Here is a 17,159-nt window from a genome sequence, read left to right on the forward strand (position 1 = left end):
CGCATGCGGTATGTTTCTATTTCTCCTGCGATATCGCGCTTTCGTGCCAGCGCCGCAAGAGCATATGCGCGAAGGCGGACATGGCGAGGAAGATGATCACCCCCGTCAGTGAGAGCAGCACCAGAGCCGCGAACAGGCGTGGAATGTTGAGCCGGAACTGGCTCTCGATGATGCGATAGGCAAGCCCCGACCCCGCCCCGGCCGAGCCGGCCGCGATTTCGGCGACGACGGCGCCGATCAGGGCGAGCCCGCCGGCGATCTTCAGCCCGCCGAGGAAATAGGGCAGGGCGGCGGGGCCGCGCAGATAGTACAGCGCCTTCACCCGCGCAATGAAGCTGCCCAGCCAGCGCGGCGCCCATTTCGGGCGCGCCGAGCCGTAGAGATCGAACAGTTCAAGCAGGTTGCGGTCGACCGATTGCAGGCCGAGCGTGGTATTCGACAGGATCGGGAAGAAGGCCACGATCCAGGCGCAGGTCAGCACCGCCGTCTCCTGCGGCATGTAGATCAGAAGCAGCGGCGCGATGGCGACGACGGGCGTGACCTGGAGCACCACCGCGTAAGGATAGAGCGAATACTCGATCGCCCGCGACAGCGAGAGCAGCACGGCGAGCCCGACGCCGCCCATGATCGCGAGCGAGAGCCCGAGAAAGGTCGTCTTCAGCGTCTGCAACAGCGAACCGAAGAGCAGCGGCCAGTCGGCGATCATGGTCTCCATGATGCGGCTGGGCGCCGGCAGGATATAATGCGGTACTCCGGCCACGCGCACATAGGTCTCCCAGCTCCAGACCACGATGGCGAACAAGGCGAGTGGCAGGCCGATGCGCAGGGCGAGGGTGAAATCGCGTCCGCGCCGGGCCGCATCATCGGAGGCCGTCAGCGCGAGGGTGGCGCCGTTGGCGGGCTGCGTCGCCGGATCACCGGCGGCATTGCTCGTCTGCACGTTCATCACGGCCCTCACAGATGCTCGTCATAGCCCATGGCCCCGTGCAGGGCCTCGCTCGCCTTGCGGCAATAATCGCCATAGGCGGGCGTGGTGCGAAAATCCCGGTCGCGCGGGCGCGGCGCATCGACATCGATTTCGGCGATGATCCGCCCGGGCCGCGCCGCCATCACCACGATCCGGCTCGACAGATAGACGCTCTCGAAGACCGAATGGGTCACGAAGACGATGGTGCAGCGAAATTCCTGCTGCAGGCGCAGGATGTCGTCATTGAGCTTGAAGCGGGTGATCTCGTCGAGCGCCGCGAAGGGCTCGTCCATCAGCAGCAGCTTGGGGCGAAGCGACAGCGCCCGGGCGATGGAGACGCGCATCTTCATGCCGCCCGACAATTCGCGCGGATAGCTCTTCGCGAATTGCTCGAGCCCCACCAGCGACAGGCAGGAATCGATCGCCTGCGATGCCGCCTTGCGCGAGACGCCGCGCAGGCGCAAAGGCAGATAGACATTGTCGGCGACACTGGCCCAGGGCATCAGCGTCGGCTCCTGGAAGACGAAGCCGATATCGCGTTGATGCGCCTCCGCATCACCGCCGCCGGCCCAGCCGATGGCGCCGCGCGAGGCCGGGATCAGGCCTGCGAGAATGCGCAAAGCGGTCGATTTGCCGCAGCCCGAGGGGCCGAGCAGGGAGACGAATTCGCCCTCGCGAATGCCCAGATCGAGCCCCGACAGCGCGATCGTGCCGTTTTGAAAGACCTTGTCGATTCCCGCGAGGGTAACCAGCGGAGCGCCGGGATGTGCGGCGCCGGAAATCGAGGCGCCGGCATCCAAGGCGTGCCGGGCAGCGGGTGTCGATGCCGGGAAGGGGGCGGTTTGCGCAGTCATGCCATCGCCAATCTCGCCGGACCGGCAATGCCGGCGCGGCGCGGTTTCGAGAGCGGCGGACCGCTCTTTCGGTTGTCCGTGTGGCAGGCTTAGCGGATCGCGTTGCGCCTGTCCAAACTGATGATCAAGCTGATGATCGGATGCCCACCGGGGGCGCGGCGGATGCCGGAGCGGTCCGGCATCCGGTGACACAGGCCTCAGGGCCGCAGTTCCATGCCGACGCCGTTATTCGTAAATTCCAGCGTATAGGCCTGGCGGAAATCGAGATCGGCTTCGAACAGGCCTGCCTCGACCATTTGCGCGAAGAAAGTCTCGATCCGCTCCTCCGTCATGGCGCCGATACCCAGTTCGCGGGCATCACCCGAATCGACGATCCCGTATTCCTTCAGCTTTTCGATGGAATAGGCGATCTTGTCTTCTGTCATTTCCGGATTGTCGCGCATGATCATCGCGTTGGCGTCAGCATTGTCGCCATAAAGATAATTGTACCAGCCGATGGCGGAGCCATCAACGAAGCATTGCACGATATCGGGGTTCTCCTCGACCAGTTCACGACGGGTCTCGATCGTGGTCGCATAGGTGGCAAAGCCCTGATCCGCCAGGAGGAAGACGTTGGGCGTGAAGCCGGCTTCCGATTCGATGGCGAAGGGTTCCGAGGTCAGATAGCCCTGCTGCACGGCGCCCGGATCGGCGATGAAGGGAGCCGGGTTGAAGGTATAGGGGCGGACATTGTCCTCGCGGAAACCATGCGCCACCATCAGCCATTGATAAGAGGTGGCAAAACCCTCGCGCCCGATCAGCAACTGGTCGGCATCGGGCAGATCGGCGAAATCATCGAGTCCCTGGTCGGGATGCGACATCAGGATCTGCGGGTCTTTCTGGAAGCTCGCGGCGACGACGATGGTGGGAATCTCCTCGCGGATGGCCGAGAAGGCCTGGATCAGGTTGCCGCCCATGTAGAAATCGATGCGGCCCACGGGGAGCAGCATGCGGTTATTGGCCTGCGGGCCACCCGGCACGATCTCGACATCGAGCCCGCATGCGGCATAGGTGCCATCGACCACGGCCTGATAATAGCCGCCATGCTCGGCCTGGGCGACCCAGTTGGTGCCGAATCGCACCTGTTCGAGATCCTGCGCAGCCGCGCTGAACGCCGTCGCGGCGAGCATGGAGGCGGCGATCGCCGCACGAGAAACAAGCGTCATGACCATCATCCCTGCCTAGAAATTGAGCAGCCGCTTGCGCAGCCACCTTTGTGTTGCAAGACCGGGCCCCTGCTGGCAAGCCCCGTGCCGTTTTCATACGGCACTCATCCCCGCATTTTCGCACGCGCCCTCGCGCGCCGATTTCCCTTGTGCGGCGACGGCACAAGGCTATGTTTCCCTGACACGCAGCCTATTGGAAAGTGCGCGATGCGCCATCACACACCCGATACCATCCGCCCGCCCTTCGCCAATTACGCCCATGCGGTGGAGGTGCCGCCAGGCGCGCGGCTGCTCTTCGCCTCCGGCCAGCTGGGCATCACCCGCGATGATGACGTGCCAGAAGATGCCGAGGCGCAGGCGGATCTGTGTTTCGAGGCGATTCGCGCGGTTCTCGCGAGCGCCGGCATGGCGATGGCCGATATCGTGCGCATCAACGCCTTCGTCTCCGACCGCGCCCATCTCCAGCCCTACATGCGCGCCCGTGACCGCCATGTGGCGGAGCCGGCGCCGGCCTCGACCCTGATGATCGTCTCCGGCTTTGCCCGGGAAGTCTTCAAGGTGGAGGTCGAGGTGATCGCCGCCCGCGCTGAGCCCGATGCGTGAGCGCCGCCCGTTCCTGTTGCAATACCGGATGAATTGACGATGCCCGCACTTGACTGGCTCTCCCTGAGCACCGAGGATTTCGCCACCCGCGACATGAGCCGCGCCATTGCGGTGCTGCCCGTCGCGGCGATCGAGCAGCACGGGCCACATCTGCCCGTGGGCGTCGATACGCTGATCGCGCAGGGCTATCTCTCCCGCGTGCGCACGCTCGTCCCCGATGATCTGGATCTGCTGTTTCTGCCCGTGCAGAGCATCGGCAAGTCGAACGAGCACATCGCCTTTCCCGGCACGCTGACCCTCTCGGCGGAGACCGCCATCGCCGCCTGGCGCGAGATCGGCGAGAGCGTGTTCCGCTCGGGCTGTCGCAAGCTGATGATCGTCAATTCCCATGGCGGGAATATTCCCGTGATCGACATCGTCGCACGCGAATTGCGGGTGCGCTTCGGCATGCTGTGCGTCACCACTGCCTGGCACCGGCTGGGCTATCCGCAGGGTCTGTTCTCTGCCCATGAATTGCGCCACGGTATCCATGGCGGCGAGATCGAGACATCGCTGATGCTCGCCTTCGCGCCGGATCGGGTGCGCATGGAGAAAGCCGTCGATTTCACACCGCGCACGGTGGCGATGGCGGAGGAATTCACGCATCTCTCCGCCATCCAGCCCAATGGCTTCGGCTGGATGGCGCAGGATATCAATGCTGCCGGCGCCATCGGCAATGCGGCAGCCGCAACGTCCGAGAAAGGCGAGGCGGCGGCGGCGCACGGTGCGCGCGCCTTCGTCGCACTCGCCGGCGAAGTCGCGCGCTTCAGCCTCGATCCGCGCCGCCCGGGCGACTGACCGGTGCCGAGACCCAACGCTCAGGAAATCTTGCATGGATATCGCCTATCCCATCCGTCCCGAGGCAGCCGCAGCCCCCGAGAGCGGCATCGTCACACTCATGGAATACGGGCGCGGACGCGAGGGGCTGATCCCGCTCTGGGTCGGCGAGGGGGATCTCGCCACGCCCGCCTTCATCACGGAGGCGGCGACGCGCTCGCTCGCAGCCGGGGAGACCTTCTATACCCATCAGCGCGGCCTGCCCGATCTGCGCGAGGCGATCTCGGCCTATATGGCGCGGCATTACGGTCGCGGCGGGCCGATCGAACGCTATACGGTGACGATCGGCGGCATGCATGCGATCCAGCTCGCGATACGGCTGGTGGCGGGGCCCGGTGACGCGGTGATCGTGCCCTCTCCCGCCTGGCCGAACGGGCCGGCGGCGATCGGGGTGGTCGGGGCGCAGGCGGTGGAGGCGCCGCTCTGTCTGTCTGAAAGCGGCTGGCAGCTCGATCTCGCGCGCCTCGCCGAGGCGGTGACCCCGCACACGAGGGCCCTTCTGGTCAACACACCCGCCAATCCCACCGGCTGGACGGCGAGCCTCGATGATCTGCGCGCCATGCGCGACCTCGCCCGCAAGCATGATCTGTGGATCATCGCCGACGAGATCTACGGTCGCTTCCTCCATGACGCGAGCCTCGGCATCGACGCACGCGCGCCCTCCTTCCACGATATCGCGGAAGACGACGAGAAGATCCTCTACGTCCAGACCCTGTCGAAGAACTGGGCCATGACCGGCTGGCGCATCGGCTGGATCGAGGCGCCGGCGGCGCTCGCCCAGACCATCGAGAATCTGGTGCAATATTCTACCTCCGGCGTGCCGGTCTTCGTGCAGCGCGCGGCGATCGCGGCGCTGAATCAGGGAGAGGGTTTCGTCGCGCATCAGATCGAGCGCGCGCGAAGAGGGCGGCGCATCGTGCATGACGCCCTCGCGCGCATTCCCGGTCTGGAGGCGCCGCCGCCTGCCGGCGCATTCTATGCGTATGTCCGGGCGCCGGGCCGCGATGGCGAGGCGCTGGCCCGGGCCCTGGTGGATGAAGCGAATGTCGGCCTCGCTCCCGGCGGCGCCTTCGGTGCGGCGGGGGCTGATTGCCTGCGCCTGTGTTTTGCCCGCAATCCCGCGCATCTCGAAACCGCCATGGCCCGGCTCGTCCCGGTGCTGGAGAAGGCGCTCGCCGGACCCGTGTGATGGCGAAATGCCGCATCAGGCAGCAATTTAAGCATTTTTCCGGATGCGTGCTTGCTTTCCCGTTTCCGCCCGGTTTACATGCGTAACATTGAATATACGTCGCAGGGGAAGCGATGCAGGGGCATGAACAAGGGCCGGGCCCGGCGGAAGCGGGTACGGTCTCGGATGCACGGCTTTCGAGCGTGTTGCATACCGCGGTGGACGGCATCATCGTGATCGACGAGATCGGCACGATCCTGATCTACAACAAGGCCTGCGAACGCATGTTCGGCTACACGGCGGAAGAAGCCGTGGGCAGGAATGTCTCCATGCTGATGGCGCCGGAACACGCCTCGGCGCATGACGGCTATATCGATCACTACAAACAGACCGGGCAGAAACGCATCATCGGCATCGGTCGCGAGGTCCGCGCCCGCCATCGCGACGGGACATTCTTCTTCATCGATCTGTCGGTGGGGGAGGCGATCACGCCGGAGGGGCGGCAATTCGTCGGCATCCTGCGCGATCTCACCGCGCGCAAGGATACGGAGCGGCGGCTGAACGAGTTGCAGGCCGATCTGATCCGCCTCGCCCGGGTCTCGGCGCTGGACGAGATGGGTTCGGCGCTCGCCCACGAGCTGAACCAGCCGCTCACCGCGATCCTGCTCTATCTGCAGGCGGTGGGGCGTGAGTTTTCCCGGGCGCGCGAAAGCGGCCATACCGAGCAGACGGACGAGCGCGCGCGTACCATCCTCGACAAGGCGCGACACGAAGCCCAGCGCGCCGGCCAGATCATCCAGCGCATCCGCTCCCTGGTGGAGAAGCGCGGCCCCGAGCGCAAGCGCGTCGCGCTCAATGCCATCATCGACGATGCCGTCGATCTCACCACGCTTGGCCAGGATCGCGGGATCATCGTGGCACGCGATTATCATCCCGAACTGCCGGAGATCGAGGTCGATCCGGTTCAGATCCAGCAGGTCGTGGTCAATCTGGTGCGCAATGCCTACGAGGCCGTGAAGGGCCGCAAGGGCGGGCGCATCGATATCAACACGAGTATCGAGGATCGTTGCGTGGTGCTCACCATCGCCGATAACGGGCCGGGTATTGCCGCCGACAAGGTCGATGACCTGTTCCAGGCTTTCAAGACCGGCAAGCGCAGCGGCATGGGACTCGGGCTGGCGATCTCGCGGACCATTGCCCAGACCCATGGTGGCGACCTCACGGTCGATCCGGGCGGTGCGGGACGGGGTGCGTCATTCATGGTACGGTTGCCTTTGCCGGTGCCGGGGTCGCAGGACGATGTCCTGCACGAAACAACGCCGTGAGGCGGCAATGTATTGGGGAGCGTGAGGATATCATGACCGATGAAGTGCTCGATATCGCCGTCGTCGACGATGATCCGCCGGTGCGCGACTCGCTGATGACCATTTTCGAGATCGAAGGCTGGCGGGTGCGCACCTATCCGGATGGTGACAGCTTCCTGCTCGAGGCCAAGCGGCAGAAATTCGATTGCGTGATTCTCGACGTGCACATGCCGGGCCGCTCCGGTCTCGAAGTACTCGAAGCGCTGGGCGGCCACCATTACACGCCGCCGGTCTTCGTGATCTCCGGCCAGGGCGATATCCCCATGGCCGTGACGGCGATCAAGAACGGCGCGCATGACTTCCTCGAGAAACCCTTCGATGCCGACGAGGTGATCGCCGCGGTGCGCGAGGCGGTGGAGGCCACGCGCAAGCGCGCTGCACAGGGCAATGACAAGCTCAGCCTGAACTTCACCGGCGCCGACAGCCTCACCCCGCGCGAGAAGGACGTGCTGGCCCAGATCGCCCATGGGGCTTCCAACAAGGAAGCCGGGCGCACCCTCGGCATCAGCCCGCGCACCATCGAGGTGCATCGTGCCCGCATCATGGAGAAGCTGGGCGCGCGCAACACCGCCGATCTGGTGCGCATCGTCTTCACGGATGGCGGCTGAAGGCGCACTTGTGTCGCCTGCGGGCAGGTGCGATCGTCACACGGCCTTACCCTTTGCGCATGATGCCCGGGTAAGCGCGAATCGGGACCGATGACGCGCGCGGGCGTCGCGGATCGGCGCGGGTGACGCGGGAGGCGTGGATGAGCCAGGGCGAGACGGGCCGCAGCAATGGCGATGACGCGGGAGCGGAGCGGAGCGGGAAACGCCCCGGATTGCGTCCCAAACTGCGCCCAAAGGGCCGCGCCCTCGATCGTGATGCGCTTGTCCGGGTGCGGGGCCTCCTCGCCGAGATGCCGCGACGGCGCGATCTGCTCATCGAGGCGCTGCATCGCCTGCAGGACGGAACCGGCCATCTCGCGGCGCCGGATCTGCGCGCGCTGGCGGAGGAATTCTCGATCCCGCAGGCGGAAGTCTTCGAGGTGGCGAGCTTCTACCACCATTTCGATATCGTGAAGGAAGGCGAGACCCCGCCGCCGGCGCTGACCATCCGCGTCTGCGACAGCGTCGCCTGCATGATCGCCGGCGCCGAGGCGCTCGCCACCGCGCTCGATGCCAGCGTCGATCCGCAGACGATCCGCATCCAGCGCGTGCCCTGTATCGGGCGCTGCGCCGAGGCGCCCGCCGTGCATGTCGGCACCCGCGCCATCGCGCCCGCGACGACGGACAGCGTGCACGCGGCGATCGCGGCGGATGATATCCGCGAGCCGATCCCGGATCATGCCTGCGGCCTCGCCGCCTATCGCGCCGCCGGCGGCTATGCCCTGCTGGAGGCCTGTCTCGCAGGGAAAAAGACGCCGGAAGAGGTGATCGCCATGCTCTCCGATGCCGGGCTGCGGGGCCTCGGCGGCGCCGGATTTCCCGCCGGGCGCAAATGGGAATTCGTGCGCGCTGCGCCCGCCCCGCGCATGGTCACCGTCAATGCCGATGAAGGCGAGCCCGGCACTTTCAAGGATCGCCACCATCTTGAACGCGACCCGCATCGCATGATCGAGGGCGCGCTGATCGCTGCCTGGGCGGTGGGCGCCGCGCGCACCGTGATCTATCTGCGCGACGAATATGCCGGCGTGCGCGCGCTGCTGGAGCGCGAGATTGCTTTCCTGCGCGAAGCCGGGCTCGATTCCCACGCGCCGATCGATCTGCGGCGCGGGGCCGGGGCCTATATCTGCGGCGAGGAGAGCGCCATGCTCGAATCGATCGAAGGCAAGCGTGGCCTGCCCCGCCACCGCCCGCCCTATATCGCGACGAAGGGTCTGTTCGGGCGCCCCACCCTCAACCACAATGTCGAAACCCTGTTCTGGCTGCGCGACATCATCGAGGAGGGTCCCGCCTGGTTCGCCAGTCAGGGAAGGCGCGGGGCGAAGGGATTTCGCTCGTTCTCGGTTTCGGGGCGCGTGCGCGATCCCGGCGTCAAGCAGGCGCCGGCGGGGATCACCGTGAACGAGCTGATCGGCGAATATTGCGGCGGCATGCAGCCGGGCCATGCGCTCGCCGCCTGGCTGCCAGGTGGCGCTTCGGGCGGGATTCTGCCCGCGTCACTGGCAGACGAGCCGCTGGATTTCGGCCTGCTCGACCGGCACGGCGCCTTCGTCGGCTCGCATGCGATCGTGATCTTTTCCGATCATGATGATCTGCGCAGTGTCGCGCTCAACCTGATGCGCTTCTTCCGGCACGAGAGCTGCGGCCAGTGCACGCCCTGTCGCGCGGGCACGCAGAAGATCGTGCAGCTCCTCGAAGACGGGCGCTGGGAGGCGCCGCTTCTCGATGATCTCGCGCTGGTCATGCGCGATGCCTCGATCTGCGGGCTCGGCCAGGCAGCGGCCAACCCGGTGACGAGCATGCTGCGGCATTTCCCCGAATGCGCGCCGCAATCAACGAACTGACGCGCCGCATCAGCCCCGCAGCCAGAGCGCCCCGTCGCGCACCTCGAAGCTGCGCAGCCGGCGCAGGACGCTCATGCCCAGAAGGTTCTTGCCGAGTTGTGCGTCGGGCATGATCACGGCTTCGACGTCATGCAGGATGATCGGGCCGAGGCGGAATTCGCGGATCGTGGCGCCATGCGCCTCGACGACGCCATTGGCAGTCGAGAGGCGGTGAGGCGCGCGGGCGCGGTCGATCTGCAGGCCGGCGGCGCGGGCATCGCTCTCGCGCAGGGCGACGATGCTCGCGCCCGTATCCACCAGCATCGCCATGGGCATACCGTTAACCTGCGGGTCGGCATGGAAATGGCCGCGCGTATCCGCAGCAAGGCGCAGGTCGTGAGAGGGTGGGGCAGAGACTTCGCTGCGGCTCAGCGATGGCCTGTCCGGGGCCGTCACCCGTGCCGCCTCGCCGGCAACCGAACGGGTTTGTTGCGACAGGCGCTCGACCGTGGTCACCCCGGCGAACGCGCCACCGACCAGGACGAGACTCGCCCAGATGAGGGGGCGCATGATCAGACCTCTTTCTCGCTGCATTGAGCCCGACCATGGTCCCACCCGGTTAATCGCCGGCTTCGCGGGCTGCGAAACTGTCACCGATCAGGCAAAAGCGTCATACATGGTGAATGCAGCCCTGCCGTAACCCCGGCAATTCCATGGATCGGATCGTCAACGCGTGCCGAAGATGCGATCCCCCGCATCGCCCAGACCGGGGACGATATAGGCGTGGTCGTCGAGACGCGCGTCGATCGCCGCCGTCCAGATCGGCACGTCGGGATGCGCCTCGTGAAGGCGGGCAATGCCCTCCGGTGCCGCGAGCAGGCAGACGAAGCGCAGGTTCCTGGCGCCCTTGCGCTTGAGCAGATCGATCGCCGCCACCGCCGTGCCGCCGGTTGCCAGCATGGGATCGAGGACCAGGATGAGGCGCTGGTCGAGCCCGCCGGGCGCTTTGAAATAGTATTCCACTGCTTCGAGACTGTCCGGATCACGATAGAGCCCGATATGGGCGACACGGGCAGTGGGCAGAAGCGCGAGCAGCCCGTCGAGAAAGCCGATCCCGGCGCGCAGGATCGGGGCGAGAACGGGCTTCTTGCCGGCGAGCCGTGGCGCCTGCATGGTCTGCAACGGCGTCTCGATGGTGACCGTCTCCAGCGGCAGGTCGCGCAGGGCCTCGTAACCGAGCAGCATGCCGACTTCGCCGGCCAGCGCGCGAAATTCCCGCGTGGGCAAGTCCTTGTCACGCATCAGGGTCAGCTTGTGACGCACCAGCGGGTGTTCAACCACATTCACATCCTGCATCGACGGGCCTTCCATTCCGATCCGGGGTCCGGGATCGCTTCTGCTTCGGTACCGCTTGTGTCATGCGTCACATGGCTTCCAAGCGCACAGTCTGGCAAGCTTTTGCGCCACACTCAATCGCCGTTTCACGGACATTGTCCCGAACCATCCCGACGCTGAAGCGTTCGTTCATCCAGGGGTCATCTCACGCCCGGCATGATGTCGGCATGATCGAACGACACGCGAAAGGTGAAGCGATGACAATCATCACGCTCGATATCGGCAAGCGCCTGGCATCTGTCGCGCTGGTGGCCGCCCTGTTCATCCTGATCGGCGCAGGAGCGGCCATGGCCGCGTCCGCATCCGCCTCGGTCGACCTCAACATGCGCTCGGGACCCGGAACGCAGTATCGCGTCGTCGCGACCATCCCGCGCGGCGGACGGGTCGAGGTTCTCGGCTGCAGCCGTGGCTGGTGCGACGTGATCTGGCGCGGACGGCGCGGCTATGCCAGCGGTCGCTATCTGAGCCGTGGCGTGGCGCCGCGCAGCGGCGGCAGCTTCGAGATCATCATTCCCTTCCCCGGTATCGAGGTCCGCCCCGCCCCGCCGCCCCGGTATCGCCCGGCGCCGCCGCATCGCGACTGGCGGGATGATCGCCGGCATCGCGCCGAATGCACTGATCGCCGGCTGCGCCGTTTCCTCGGAGAGCGTGCGACACGCAATACGGTCGCGCGCGCACAGGACCGCTCACGTGCCCGTATCGTGCGCGTCGTACGCCCGGATGAATTCATTACACGGGACATGCGCCGCGATCGCCTGACGATAGAAGTCAACCGGCGCAACCGGATCGTTGATTTGCGCTGTTACTGAATCGGAGGACGAGCGCGTCGTTATCCCGATCCCCGCGCGGTTCGCCTAAAGTCGAACCCTGCGGTTTACGGCCTGGAATCACCAAAAAATCCTTTTATCGCAATGGCAACAAAGCAGCGCTCTCGGAGAATCCGGGTTTGGCCGCACAGATTGATGCTTGCAGTTGGAAAATTGCCGGTTACTAATAGCAACATTCGACGGTACGGCTTGGGGATAACGCAAGCACAAGCCGCAAAACAAGGGCGATAAAGCGGGAAAACCGCACCGTCCGGAGAGGAACGCATTAAGCCGCGCGAGATATTTGGTATCCGCCGGCGCCGAGGAGGGAGATGCCCGTGACGACGGTCGACGTCGCGCGCGAGGACACGTTTCCGAAACTGATCGCGCGGAATGCACGCCTGCGCCCGGACCGGGTGGCCTTTCGCCACAAGGATCTCGGGATCTGGCAATCCTGGAACTGGCGTGAGATGCACGAGACCGTGCGGGCCATGGCCATCGGCCTGCACAGGCTCGGTCTGGAGCGTGGCGACAGGATCGCCATCATCGGGAACAACCGCCCGCGTCTCTATTGGGCCATCGCCGCCGCGCAATGGATCGGCGTCGTGCCGATCCCGGTCTATTCCGACAGCGTCGCCGAGGAAATGGCCTATGTGCTCGGTCATGCCGAGGTGAAGCTCGCGGTGGTGGAGGACCAGGAGCAGGTCGACAAGGTTCTCTCCATCGCCGATGAGGTGCCGACCCTGACCCATCTGCTCTATGACGAGGAAAGGGGCCTGCGCGATTATGACCATACGCGCATGCAGGCGCTCTCGGCCTTCATTGATGACGGGCGCAAGATGCTCGCGGAGGATGCGAAATCCGAGGCCTGGCTCGGCGAGTCGCTCGCGGCGGGCAAGGGCGAGGATCTCGCCATCATCCTCTACACGTCGGGCACCACGGGGCGTCCCAAGGGCGTGATGCTCAGCTATGACAACGTCATTGCCGCAGCGAAGATCGGCTGCGATTTCGACAATCTCAACGACCATGACGAGATCATCGCCTATCTGCCACTGGCCTGGGTGGGCGATCACATCTTCTCCTATGCCCAGGCGATTCTCGCAGGTCTGTGCGTCAATTGCCCGGAAAGCCCGGAGACGATCGCGGAGGATCGCCGCGAGATCGGCACCACCTACGCCTTTGCGCCGCCGCGCGTGTTCGAGAACATGCTCACCCTCACCATGGTGCGCATGGAGGATGCCAGCCGCGTCAAGCGGGCGATGTTCAGGTATTTCATCGACCATGCCGGCAAGGTCGGCGAGCGCATCCTGAATAAAGAGAGCGTCAATCCCTGGGATCGCTTCGTCTATGCGATCGGTGATTTCCTGGTCTATGCGCCCCTGCGCAACCGCTTCGGTCTCGACAAGACCAAGGTTGGCTACACGGCAGGCGAGGCGATCGGCCCGGAGATCTTCAGCTTCTACCGCTCCATCGGGGTCAATCTGAAGCAGCTCTATGGCCAGACCGAGGCTTCGGTCTACGTCACCATGCAGCCCGACGGCGAGATCCATGCCGATACGGTGGGCCGCCCGGCGCCCGGCGTCGAGATCCGGATCGACGAAAACGGCGAGGTGCTGTTTCGCTCGCCGGGCGTGTTCCTGGGTTATTACAAGGATCCGGACAAGACCGCCGAGACCAAGACGGCAGACGGCTATGTGCGCTCGGGCGATGCCGGTTTCTTCGATCCGCAGACCGGCCACCTGCGCATCATCGACCGCGCCAAGGATGTCGGCAAGCTCAATGACGGTTCGCTGTTTCCGCCGAAATACGTCGAGAACAAGCTGAAATTCTATCCCAACATCAAGGAAGTCGTCGCCTATGGCCACGAGCGCGACTTCGTCACCTGCTTCATCAATATCGATCTCACCGCCGTGGGCAACTGGGCGGAGCGCAACAACGTCATCTACGCCTCCTATCAGGAGCTGGCGCAGCATCCGCGTGTCTACGAGATGATCGCGGCGCATGTGGACGAGGTGAACCGCTCGCTCGCCGCCGAGCCGCGCATGGGCGGCGCCCAGGTCAAGCGCTTCCTGATCCTGCACAAGGAGCTCGATGCCGATGACGGCGAGCTGACGCGCACGCAAAAAGTCCGACGCGGCTTCATCGCCGAGCGCTACGCGCCCCTCGTCACCGCTCTCTACGACGGTTCGGACGAGGCCGATATCCGCACGGAAGTGACCTTCGAGGACGGGCGCAAGGGCGTCATCGCGGCGCGGGTGAAGATCCGCGACATGCCGATCCACCCCGTCACAGCCGAAGCCGCCGCCATGGAGGAGGCCGCATGAGCGTGGATCAGACCAGCGCCGCAATTGCCGACAAGGCCGCCGAGAAATCCGCGGGCGAGACCCTCGAACCGCAGGGCGCCAGGGGTGATGAACCGTCAGCGGCAGCGCCGGCACCGCGCCATTTCGAGGAAGTCCTGCTTGCCGTCGACAATGTCTCGCTGGGTTTCGGTGGCGTGAAGGCCCTGACCGACGTCTCCTTCGATATCCGCAAGGGCGAGATACGGGCCATCATCGGGCCCAACGGGGCCGGCAAGACCTCGATGCTCAACTGCATCAACGGATTCTATCATCCCACCGAGGGCAGGATCACCTTTCGCGGCGAGACGCGGCGCAAGATGCGTCCGTATGAGGCCGCTGCGGGCGGGATCGCGCGCACCTTCCAGAACGTGGCGCTGTTCAAGGGCATGTCGACGCTCGACAACATCATGGCCGGGCGCTCGCTGAAGATGAAGGCCAACCTGTTCTGGCAGATCCTGCGCTTCGGCCCGGCCATGCGCGAGGAGGTCGCGCATCGTCGCGTGGTCGAGGATATCATCGACTTCCTGCAGATCCAGGCCATCCGCAAGACGCCGGTGGGCAAGCTGCCCTACGGGTTGCAGAAGCGCGTCGAGCTGGGCCGGGCCCTGGCCATGGAGCCCGATCTGCTGCTTCTCGACGAGCCCATGGCGGGCATGAATCTCGAGGAGAAGGAGGATATGAGCCGCTTCATCCTCGACGTGAACAACCATTTCGGCACCACCATCGCCCTGATCGAACACGATATGGGCGTGGTCATGGATCTGTCGGACCGCGTCGTCGTGCTCGAATACGGTCGCAAGATCGCGGACGGGACGCCGGATGAGGTGAAACGCGACCAGAAGGTCATCGACGCCTATCTCGGCGTGCCGCATTGAAGCCTCGAGCCAGAAGCAAAGCCGCGAGTCAACGCTCATGAACCTCCTGCACCAGATCTTCATCGAACCCTTCGCCTTCATGGGCGAGGCCCCGGACCTGCTTCTGCAGGTTCTCTGGGAGGGCTTCGTTTCCGGGATCCTCTATGCGCTGATCGCCCTCGGCTTCGTCCTGATCTTCAAGGCATCGGGCGTGTTCAACTTCGCCCAGGGCATCATGGTGGTGTTCGCCGCGCTGACGCTGGTGGGCTTCCATGCCATGGGCGTGCCGGCCATCCTCGCGCTGGCGCTGGCGATCGGGGTAATGTTCCTGCTTGCCGTCACGGTCGAGCGGGTGGTGCTGCGACCCCTGGTGAACCAGCCCGATATCATTCTCTTCATGGCCACGTTCGGGATCACCTATTTCCTGATCGGTTTCGGCGAGCTGATCTTTGGCGGCGAGCCCAAGCAGATGATCACCTCGGAGCTGATGCTGCCGGAAGGGCGGACCAGCTTCGACATGGCCGGTGGCTTCGTCACCATCCAGCACATTGATATTGCGGCTGCGGTGATCGCGGTGATCATGATCGCCACGCTCGGCGTTTTCTTCTCCAAGACCCGGATCGGACGTGGATTGCGGGCCGTGGCCGACAGTCACAAGGCCGCGCTCTCCGTCGGCATCTCGCTCAACCAGATCTGGGTCATCGTCTGGTTCGCCGCCGGCATCGTCGCGCTGGTCACGGGAATCATGTGGGGCGCGCGCTCGGACGTGTCCTTCGCCCTCCAGATCATCGCGCTGAAGGCGCTGCCGGTTCTGATCCTCGGCGGCTTCACCTCGATCCCGGGCGCCATTGTCGGCGGGCTGATCATCGGCTTCGGCGAGAAGCTGGCCGAGTTCTACTGGGGCCCGATCGTGGGCGGCGGCATCGAGAGCTGGTTTGCCTATGTGATCGCGCTTCTTTTCCTCGTCTTCCGGCCCCAGGGGCTGTTCGGCGAGAAGATCATCGAACGCATATGACGATGCGCAGGAAGAACAAGACGCATTGCTTGCAGCCGGGGCCGGTCCGGGCACCGCATAACGAGACCAGGAAGGGAATCGCGCCGTGATCTATCGTGAGGCCGGGCAATTCAAATCGAGCTATGCCGCAGACATGGCGGTGTTCCCGCTGAAGCAGGACCGGATCGGCATCCTTGTGATCATCCTGCTGGCCTATTCCATGGCCTTCTTCGGCTCGACCTTCATGCTCCAGGCAGTGCTGATTCCGTTCCTGATCTTTGCGCTCGCGGCGATCGGGCTGAACATGCTGGTCGGCTATACCGGCCTGCTGTCCCTCGGTACCGGCGCCTTCATGGGGGTGGGGGCCTATGCCTGCTACAAATTGATGACGATCTTCCCCGAGGTGAATGTCGTCATCTGGATACTGGTCTCGGGCTTCTTCTCGGCCGGGATCGGGATCCTCTTCGGTCTGCCGAGCCTGCGCATCAAGGGCTTCTATCTCGCCGTGGCGACACTCGCCGCGCAGTTCTTCCTGCAATGGACCTTCAACCGCGTTCCCTGGCTGGTGAACTATAATGTCTCCGGCGCGATCGAGGCGCCCCGGCGCACCCTGTTCGACGTCCAGATCGTGGGTGCAGCGGCCACACCGCAGGCGCGCTACATCGTGGTGCTCACCCTCGTCATCCTTCTCACCTGGATCGCCTCGAACATCGTGCATGGCCGCATCGGCCGGCAATGGATGGCGATCCGCGACATGGATATCGCCGCCGAGCTGATGGGCATTCGCCCGTTCAAGGCCAAACTCATGGCCTTTGCGGTCTCGTCGTATTATTGCGGCGTGGCCGGGGCGATGATGGTCTTTCTCTGGTATGGCGGGGCGGAATACAACGTCTTCAATATCGACCAATCCTTCGAAATCCTGTTCATGGTGATCATCGGCGGCCTCGGCTCGCTGATCGGCTCCTTCTTCGGCGCGGCGCTGATCTTCATGCTGCCGATCGCCATGGGCGCCCTGCTGCCTGCGATCTTCGAGCCGCTCGGGATACGGGTCGGCTCCGAGACGATCGAGCATCTGCGCTTCATGATCCTCGGCGCCATGATCATCTTCTTCCTGATCGTCGAGCCGCACGGCCTCGCGCGGCTATGGCAGATCGTCAAACAGAAGCTCCGGGTCTGGCCGTTCCCCTATTAGGGCGGCCGGAATCACAAGGAGACGTCGCAGCAGACTGAAACCGGCCGGTCAACGGCCACGACCCTGGGAGGG

The 17,159-nt window shown here is 64.8% G+C and carries 16 protein-coding genes; 11 read left to right on the forward strand and 5 right to left on the reverse strand.

Features of this window, described 5'->3' with window-relative positions; all coding sequences use genetic code 11:
- Nucleotides 1-16 precede the first annotated feature (16 nt).
- The 3 genes from GA0071312_RS04675 to GA0071312_RS04685 form a co-directional block, all read right to left on the reverse strand.
- Complete coding sequence (locus tag GA0071312_RS04675; RefSeq protein WP_108721798.1) at nt 17-946, reverse strand: ABC transporter permease; 930 nt, start codon at nt 944-946, stop codon at nt 17-19.
- Nucleotides 947-954: 8 nt separating this feature from the next.
- A complete protein-coding gene (locus GA0071312_RS04680; RefSeq protein WP_083204311.1) occupies nt 955-1,821 on the reverse strand; it encodes an ABC transporter ATP-binding protein in 867 nt (288 codons plus the stop codon).
- Nucleotides 1,822-2,018: 197 nt separating this feature from the next.
- Nucleotides 2,019-3,035, reverse strand: a complete 1,017-nt coding sequence (locus GA0071312_RS04685; protein ID WP_074443785.1) for an ABC transporter substrate-binding protein — start codon at nt 3,033-3,035, stop codon at nt 2,019-2,021.
- 198 nt (nt 3,036-3,233) lie between these two features.
- Here GA0071312_RS04685 and GA0071312_RS04690 point away from each other — a divergent pair, with 198 nt between their 5' ends.
- The 6 genes from GA0071312_RS04690 (at nt 3,234) to GA0071312_RS04715 (ending at nt 9,525) form a co-directional block, all read left to right on the forward strand.
- Complete coding sequence (locus tag GA0071312_RS04690; RefSeq protein WP_074443786.1) at nt 3,234-3,629, forward strand: RidA family protein; 396 nt, start codon at nt 3,234-3,236, stop codon at nt 3,627-3,629.
- A gap of 39 nt (nt 3,630-3,668) precedes the next feature.
- Nucleotides 3,669-4,466, forward strand: a complete 798-nt coding sequence (locus GA0071312_RS04695) for a creatininase family protein (protein ID WP_074443787.1) — start codon at nt 3,669-3,671, stop codon at nt 4,464-4,466.
- Between the two features lie 34 nt (nt 4,467-4,500).
- Entirely contained in the window at nt 4,501-5,694 is a 1,194-nt protein-coding gene (locus GA0071312_RS04700; RefSeq protein ID WP_074443788.1) for a pyridoxal phosphate-dependent aminotransferase, read from the forward strand.
- A 113-nt stretch (nt 5,695-5,807) separates the two neighbouring features.
- Nucleotides 5,808-6,998 carry a two-component system sensor histidine kinase NtrB gene (locus GA0071312_RS04705; protein WP_074443789.1) on the forward strand — a complete coding sequence of 397 codons (1,191 nt, stop codon included), beginning with the start codon at nt 5,808-5,810 and terminating at the stop codon, nt 6,996-6,998.
- Between the two features lie 32 nt (nt 6,999-7,030).
- A complete protein-coding gene (locus GA0071312_RS04710) occupies nt 7,031-7,645 on the forward strand; it encodes a response regulator transcription factor (protein ID WP_074443790.1) in 615 nt (204 codons plus the stop codon).
- Between the two features lie 140 nt (nt 7,646-7,785).
- The gene (locus tag GA0071312_RS04715) at nt 7,786-9,525 is read left to right on the forward strand and encodes an NAD(P)H-dependent oxidoreductase subunit E (protein ID WP_083204312.1); all 1,740 of its coding nucleotides are present in this window, start codon (nt 7,786-7,788) and stop codon (nt 9,523-9,525) included.
- A gap of 9 nt (nt 9,526-9,534) precedes the next feature.
- Here GA0071312_RS04715 and GA0071312_RS04720 read toward each other — a convergent pair whose 3' ends face one another.
- Together GA0071312_RS04720 and upp are read right to left on the reverse strand one after the other, a co-directional pair.
- Nucleotides 9,535-10,074, reverse strand: a complete 540-nt coding sequence (locus GA0071312_RS04720; protein ID WP_165603952.1) for a retropepsin-like aspartic protease family protein — start codon at nt 10,072-10,074, stop codon at nt 9,535-9,537.
- A gap of 156 nt (nt 10,075-10,230) precedes the next feature.
- Nucleotides 10,231-10,860: a uracil phosphoribosyltransferase gene (gene upp, locus GA0071312_RS04725; protein WP_238947098.1), complete on the reverse strand. Its 630-nt coding sequence runs from the start codon at nt 10,858-10,860 to the stop codon at nt 10,231-10,233.
- A gap of 206 nt (nt 10,861-11,066) precedes the next feature.
- On the opposite strand from upp, the gene GA0071312_RS04730 reads away from it, so the two are divergent.
- The 5 genes from GA0071312_RS04730 (at nt 11,067) to GA0071312_RS04750 (ending at nt 17,087) form a co-directional block, all read left to right on the forward strand.
- Complete coding sequence (locus GA0071312_RS04730) at nt 11,067-11,708, forward strand: I78 family peptidase inhibitor (RefSeq protein WP_074443792.1); 642 nt, start codon at nt 11,067-11,069, stop codon at nt 11,706-11,708.
- Nucleotides 11,709-12,037: 329 nt separating this feature from the next.
- A complete protein-coding gene (locus tag GA0071312_RS04735) occupies nt 12,038-14,029 on the forward strand; it encodes an AMP-dependent synthetase/ligase (protein WP_074443793.1) in 1,992 nt (663 codons plus the stop codon).
- The gene (locus GA0071312_RS04740; RefSeq protein ID WP_083204315.1) at nt 14,026-14,922 is read left to right on the forward strand and encodes an ABC transporter ATP-binding protein; all 897 of its coding nucleotides are present in this window, start codon (nt 14,026-14,028) and stop codon (nt 14,920-14,922) included. Before GA0071312_RS04735 ends, GA0071312_RS04740 begins: the two co-directional genes overlap by 4 nt.
- 37 nt (nt 14,923-14,959) lie before the next feature.
- Nucleotides 14,960-15,916, forward strand: a complete 957-nt coding sequence (locus GA0071312_RS04745; RefSeq protein WP_074443794.1) for a branched-chain amino acid ABC transporter permease — start codon at nt 14,960-14,962, stop codon at nt 15,914-15,916.
- A gap of 85 nt (nt 15,917-16,001) precedes the next feature.
- Nucleotides 16,002-17,087: a branched-chain amino acid ABC transporter permease gene (locus tag GA0071312_RS04750; protein ID WP_074443795.1), complete on the forward strand. Its 1,086-nt coding sequence runs from the start codon at nt 16,002-16,004 to the stop codon at nt 17,085-17,087.
- Nucleotides 17,088-17,159: the final 72 nt, after the last annotated feature.

Origin of the sequence: Saliniramus fredricksonii (assembly GCF_900094735.1) — a bacterium.
GTDB classification, from domain to species: domain Bacteria; phylum Pseudomonadota; class Alphaproteobacteria; order Rhizobiales; family Beijerinckiaceae; genus Saliniramus; species Saliniramus fredricksonii.

What these genes read in the sequence shown, in the direction of transcription:
- GA0071312_RS04680 (WP_083204311.1), bottom strand. Translation starts at nt 1,821, where the DNA reads ATGACTGCGCAAACCGCCCCCTTCCCGGCATCGACACCCGCTGCCCGG.
- GA0071312_RS04735 (WP_074443793.1), top strand. Translation starts at nt 12,038, where the DNA reads ATGCCCGTGACGACGGTCGACGTCGCGCGCGAGGACACGTTTCCGAAA.
- GA0071312_RS04690 (WP_074443786.1), top strand. Translation starts at nt 3,234, where the DNA reads ATGCGCCATCACACACCCGATACCATCCGCCCGCCCTTCGCCAATTAC.
- GA0071312_RS04740 (WP_083204315.1), top strand. Translation starts at nt 14,026, where the DNA reads ATGAGCGTGGATCAGACCAGCGCCGCAATTGCCGACAAGGCCGCCGAG.
- GA0071312_RS04685 (WP_074443785.1), bottom strand. Translation starts at nt 3,035, where the DNA reads ATGATGGTCATGACGCTTGTTTCTCGTGCGGCGATCGCCGCCTCCATG.
- GA0071312_RS04715 (WP_083204312.1), top strand. Translation starts at nt 7,786, where the DNA reads ATGAGCCAGGGCGAGACGGGCCGCAGCAATGGCGATGACGCGGGAGCG.
- GA0071312_RS04675 (WP_108721798.1), bottom strand. Translation starts at nt 946, where the DNA reads ATGAACGTGCAGACGAGCAATGCCGCCGGTGATCCGGCGACGCAGCCC.
- GA0071312_RS04720 (WP_165603952.1), bottom strand. Translation starts at nt 10,074, where the DNA reads ATGCGCCCCCTCATCTGGGCGAGTCTCGTCCTGGTCGGTGGCGCGTTC.
- GA0071312_RS04730 (WP_074443792.1), top strand. Translation starts at nt 11,067, where the DNA reads ATGATCGAACGACACGCGAAAGGTGAAGCGATGACAATCATCACGCTC.
- GA0071312_RS04700 (WP_074443788.1), top strand. Translation starts at nt 4,501, where the DNA reads ATGGATATCGCCTATCCCATCCGTCCCGAGGCAGCCGCAGCCCCCGAG.
- GA0071312_RS04745 (WP_074443794.1), top strand. Translation starts at nt 14,960, where the DNA reads ATGAACCTCCTGCACCAGATCTTCATCGAACCCTTCGCCTTCATGGGC.
- GA0071312_RS04695 (WP_074443787.1), top strand. Translation starts at nt 3,669, where the DNA reads ATGCCCGCACTTGACTGGCTCTCCCTGAGCACCGAGGATTTCGCCACC.
- GA0071312_RS04705 (WP_074443789.1), top strand. Translation starts at nt 5,808, where the DNA reads ATGCAGGGGCATGAACAAGGGCCGGGCCCGGCGGAAGCGGGTACGGTC.
- upp (WP_238947098.1), bottom strand. Translation starts at nt 10,860, where the DNA reads ATGCAGGATGTGAATGTGGTTGAACACCCGCTGGTGCGTCACAAGCTG.
- GA0071312_RS04710 (WP_074443790.1), top strand. Translation starts at nt 7,031, where the DNA reads ATGACCGATGAAGTGCTCGATATCGCCGTCGTCGACGATGATCCGCCG.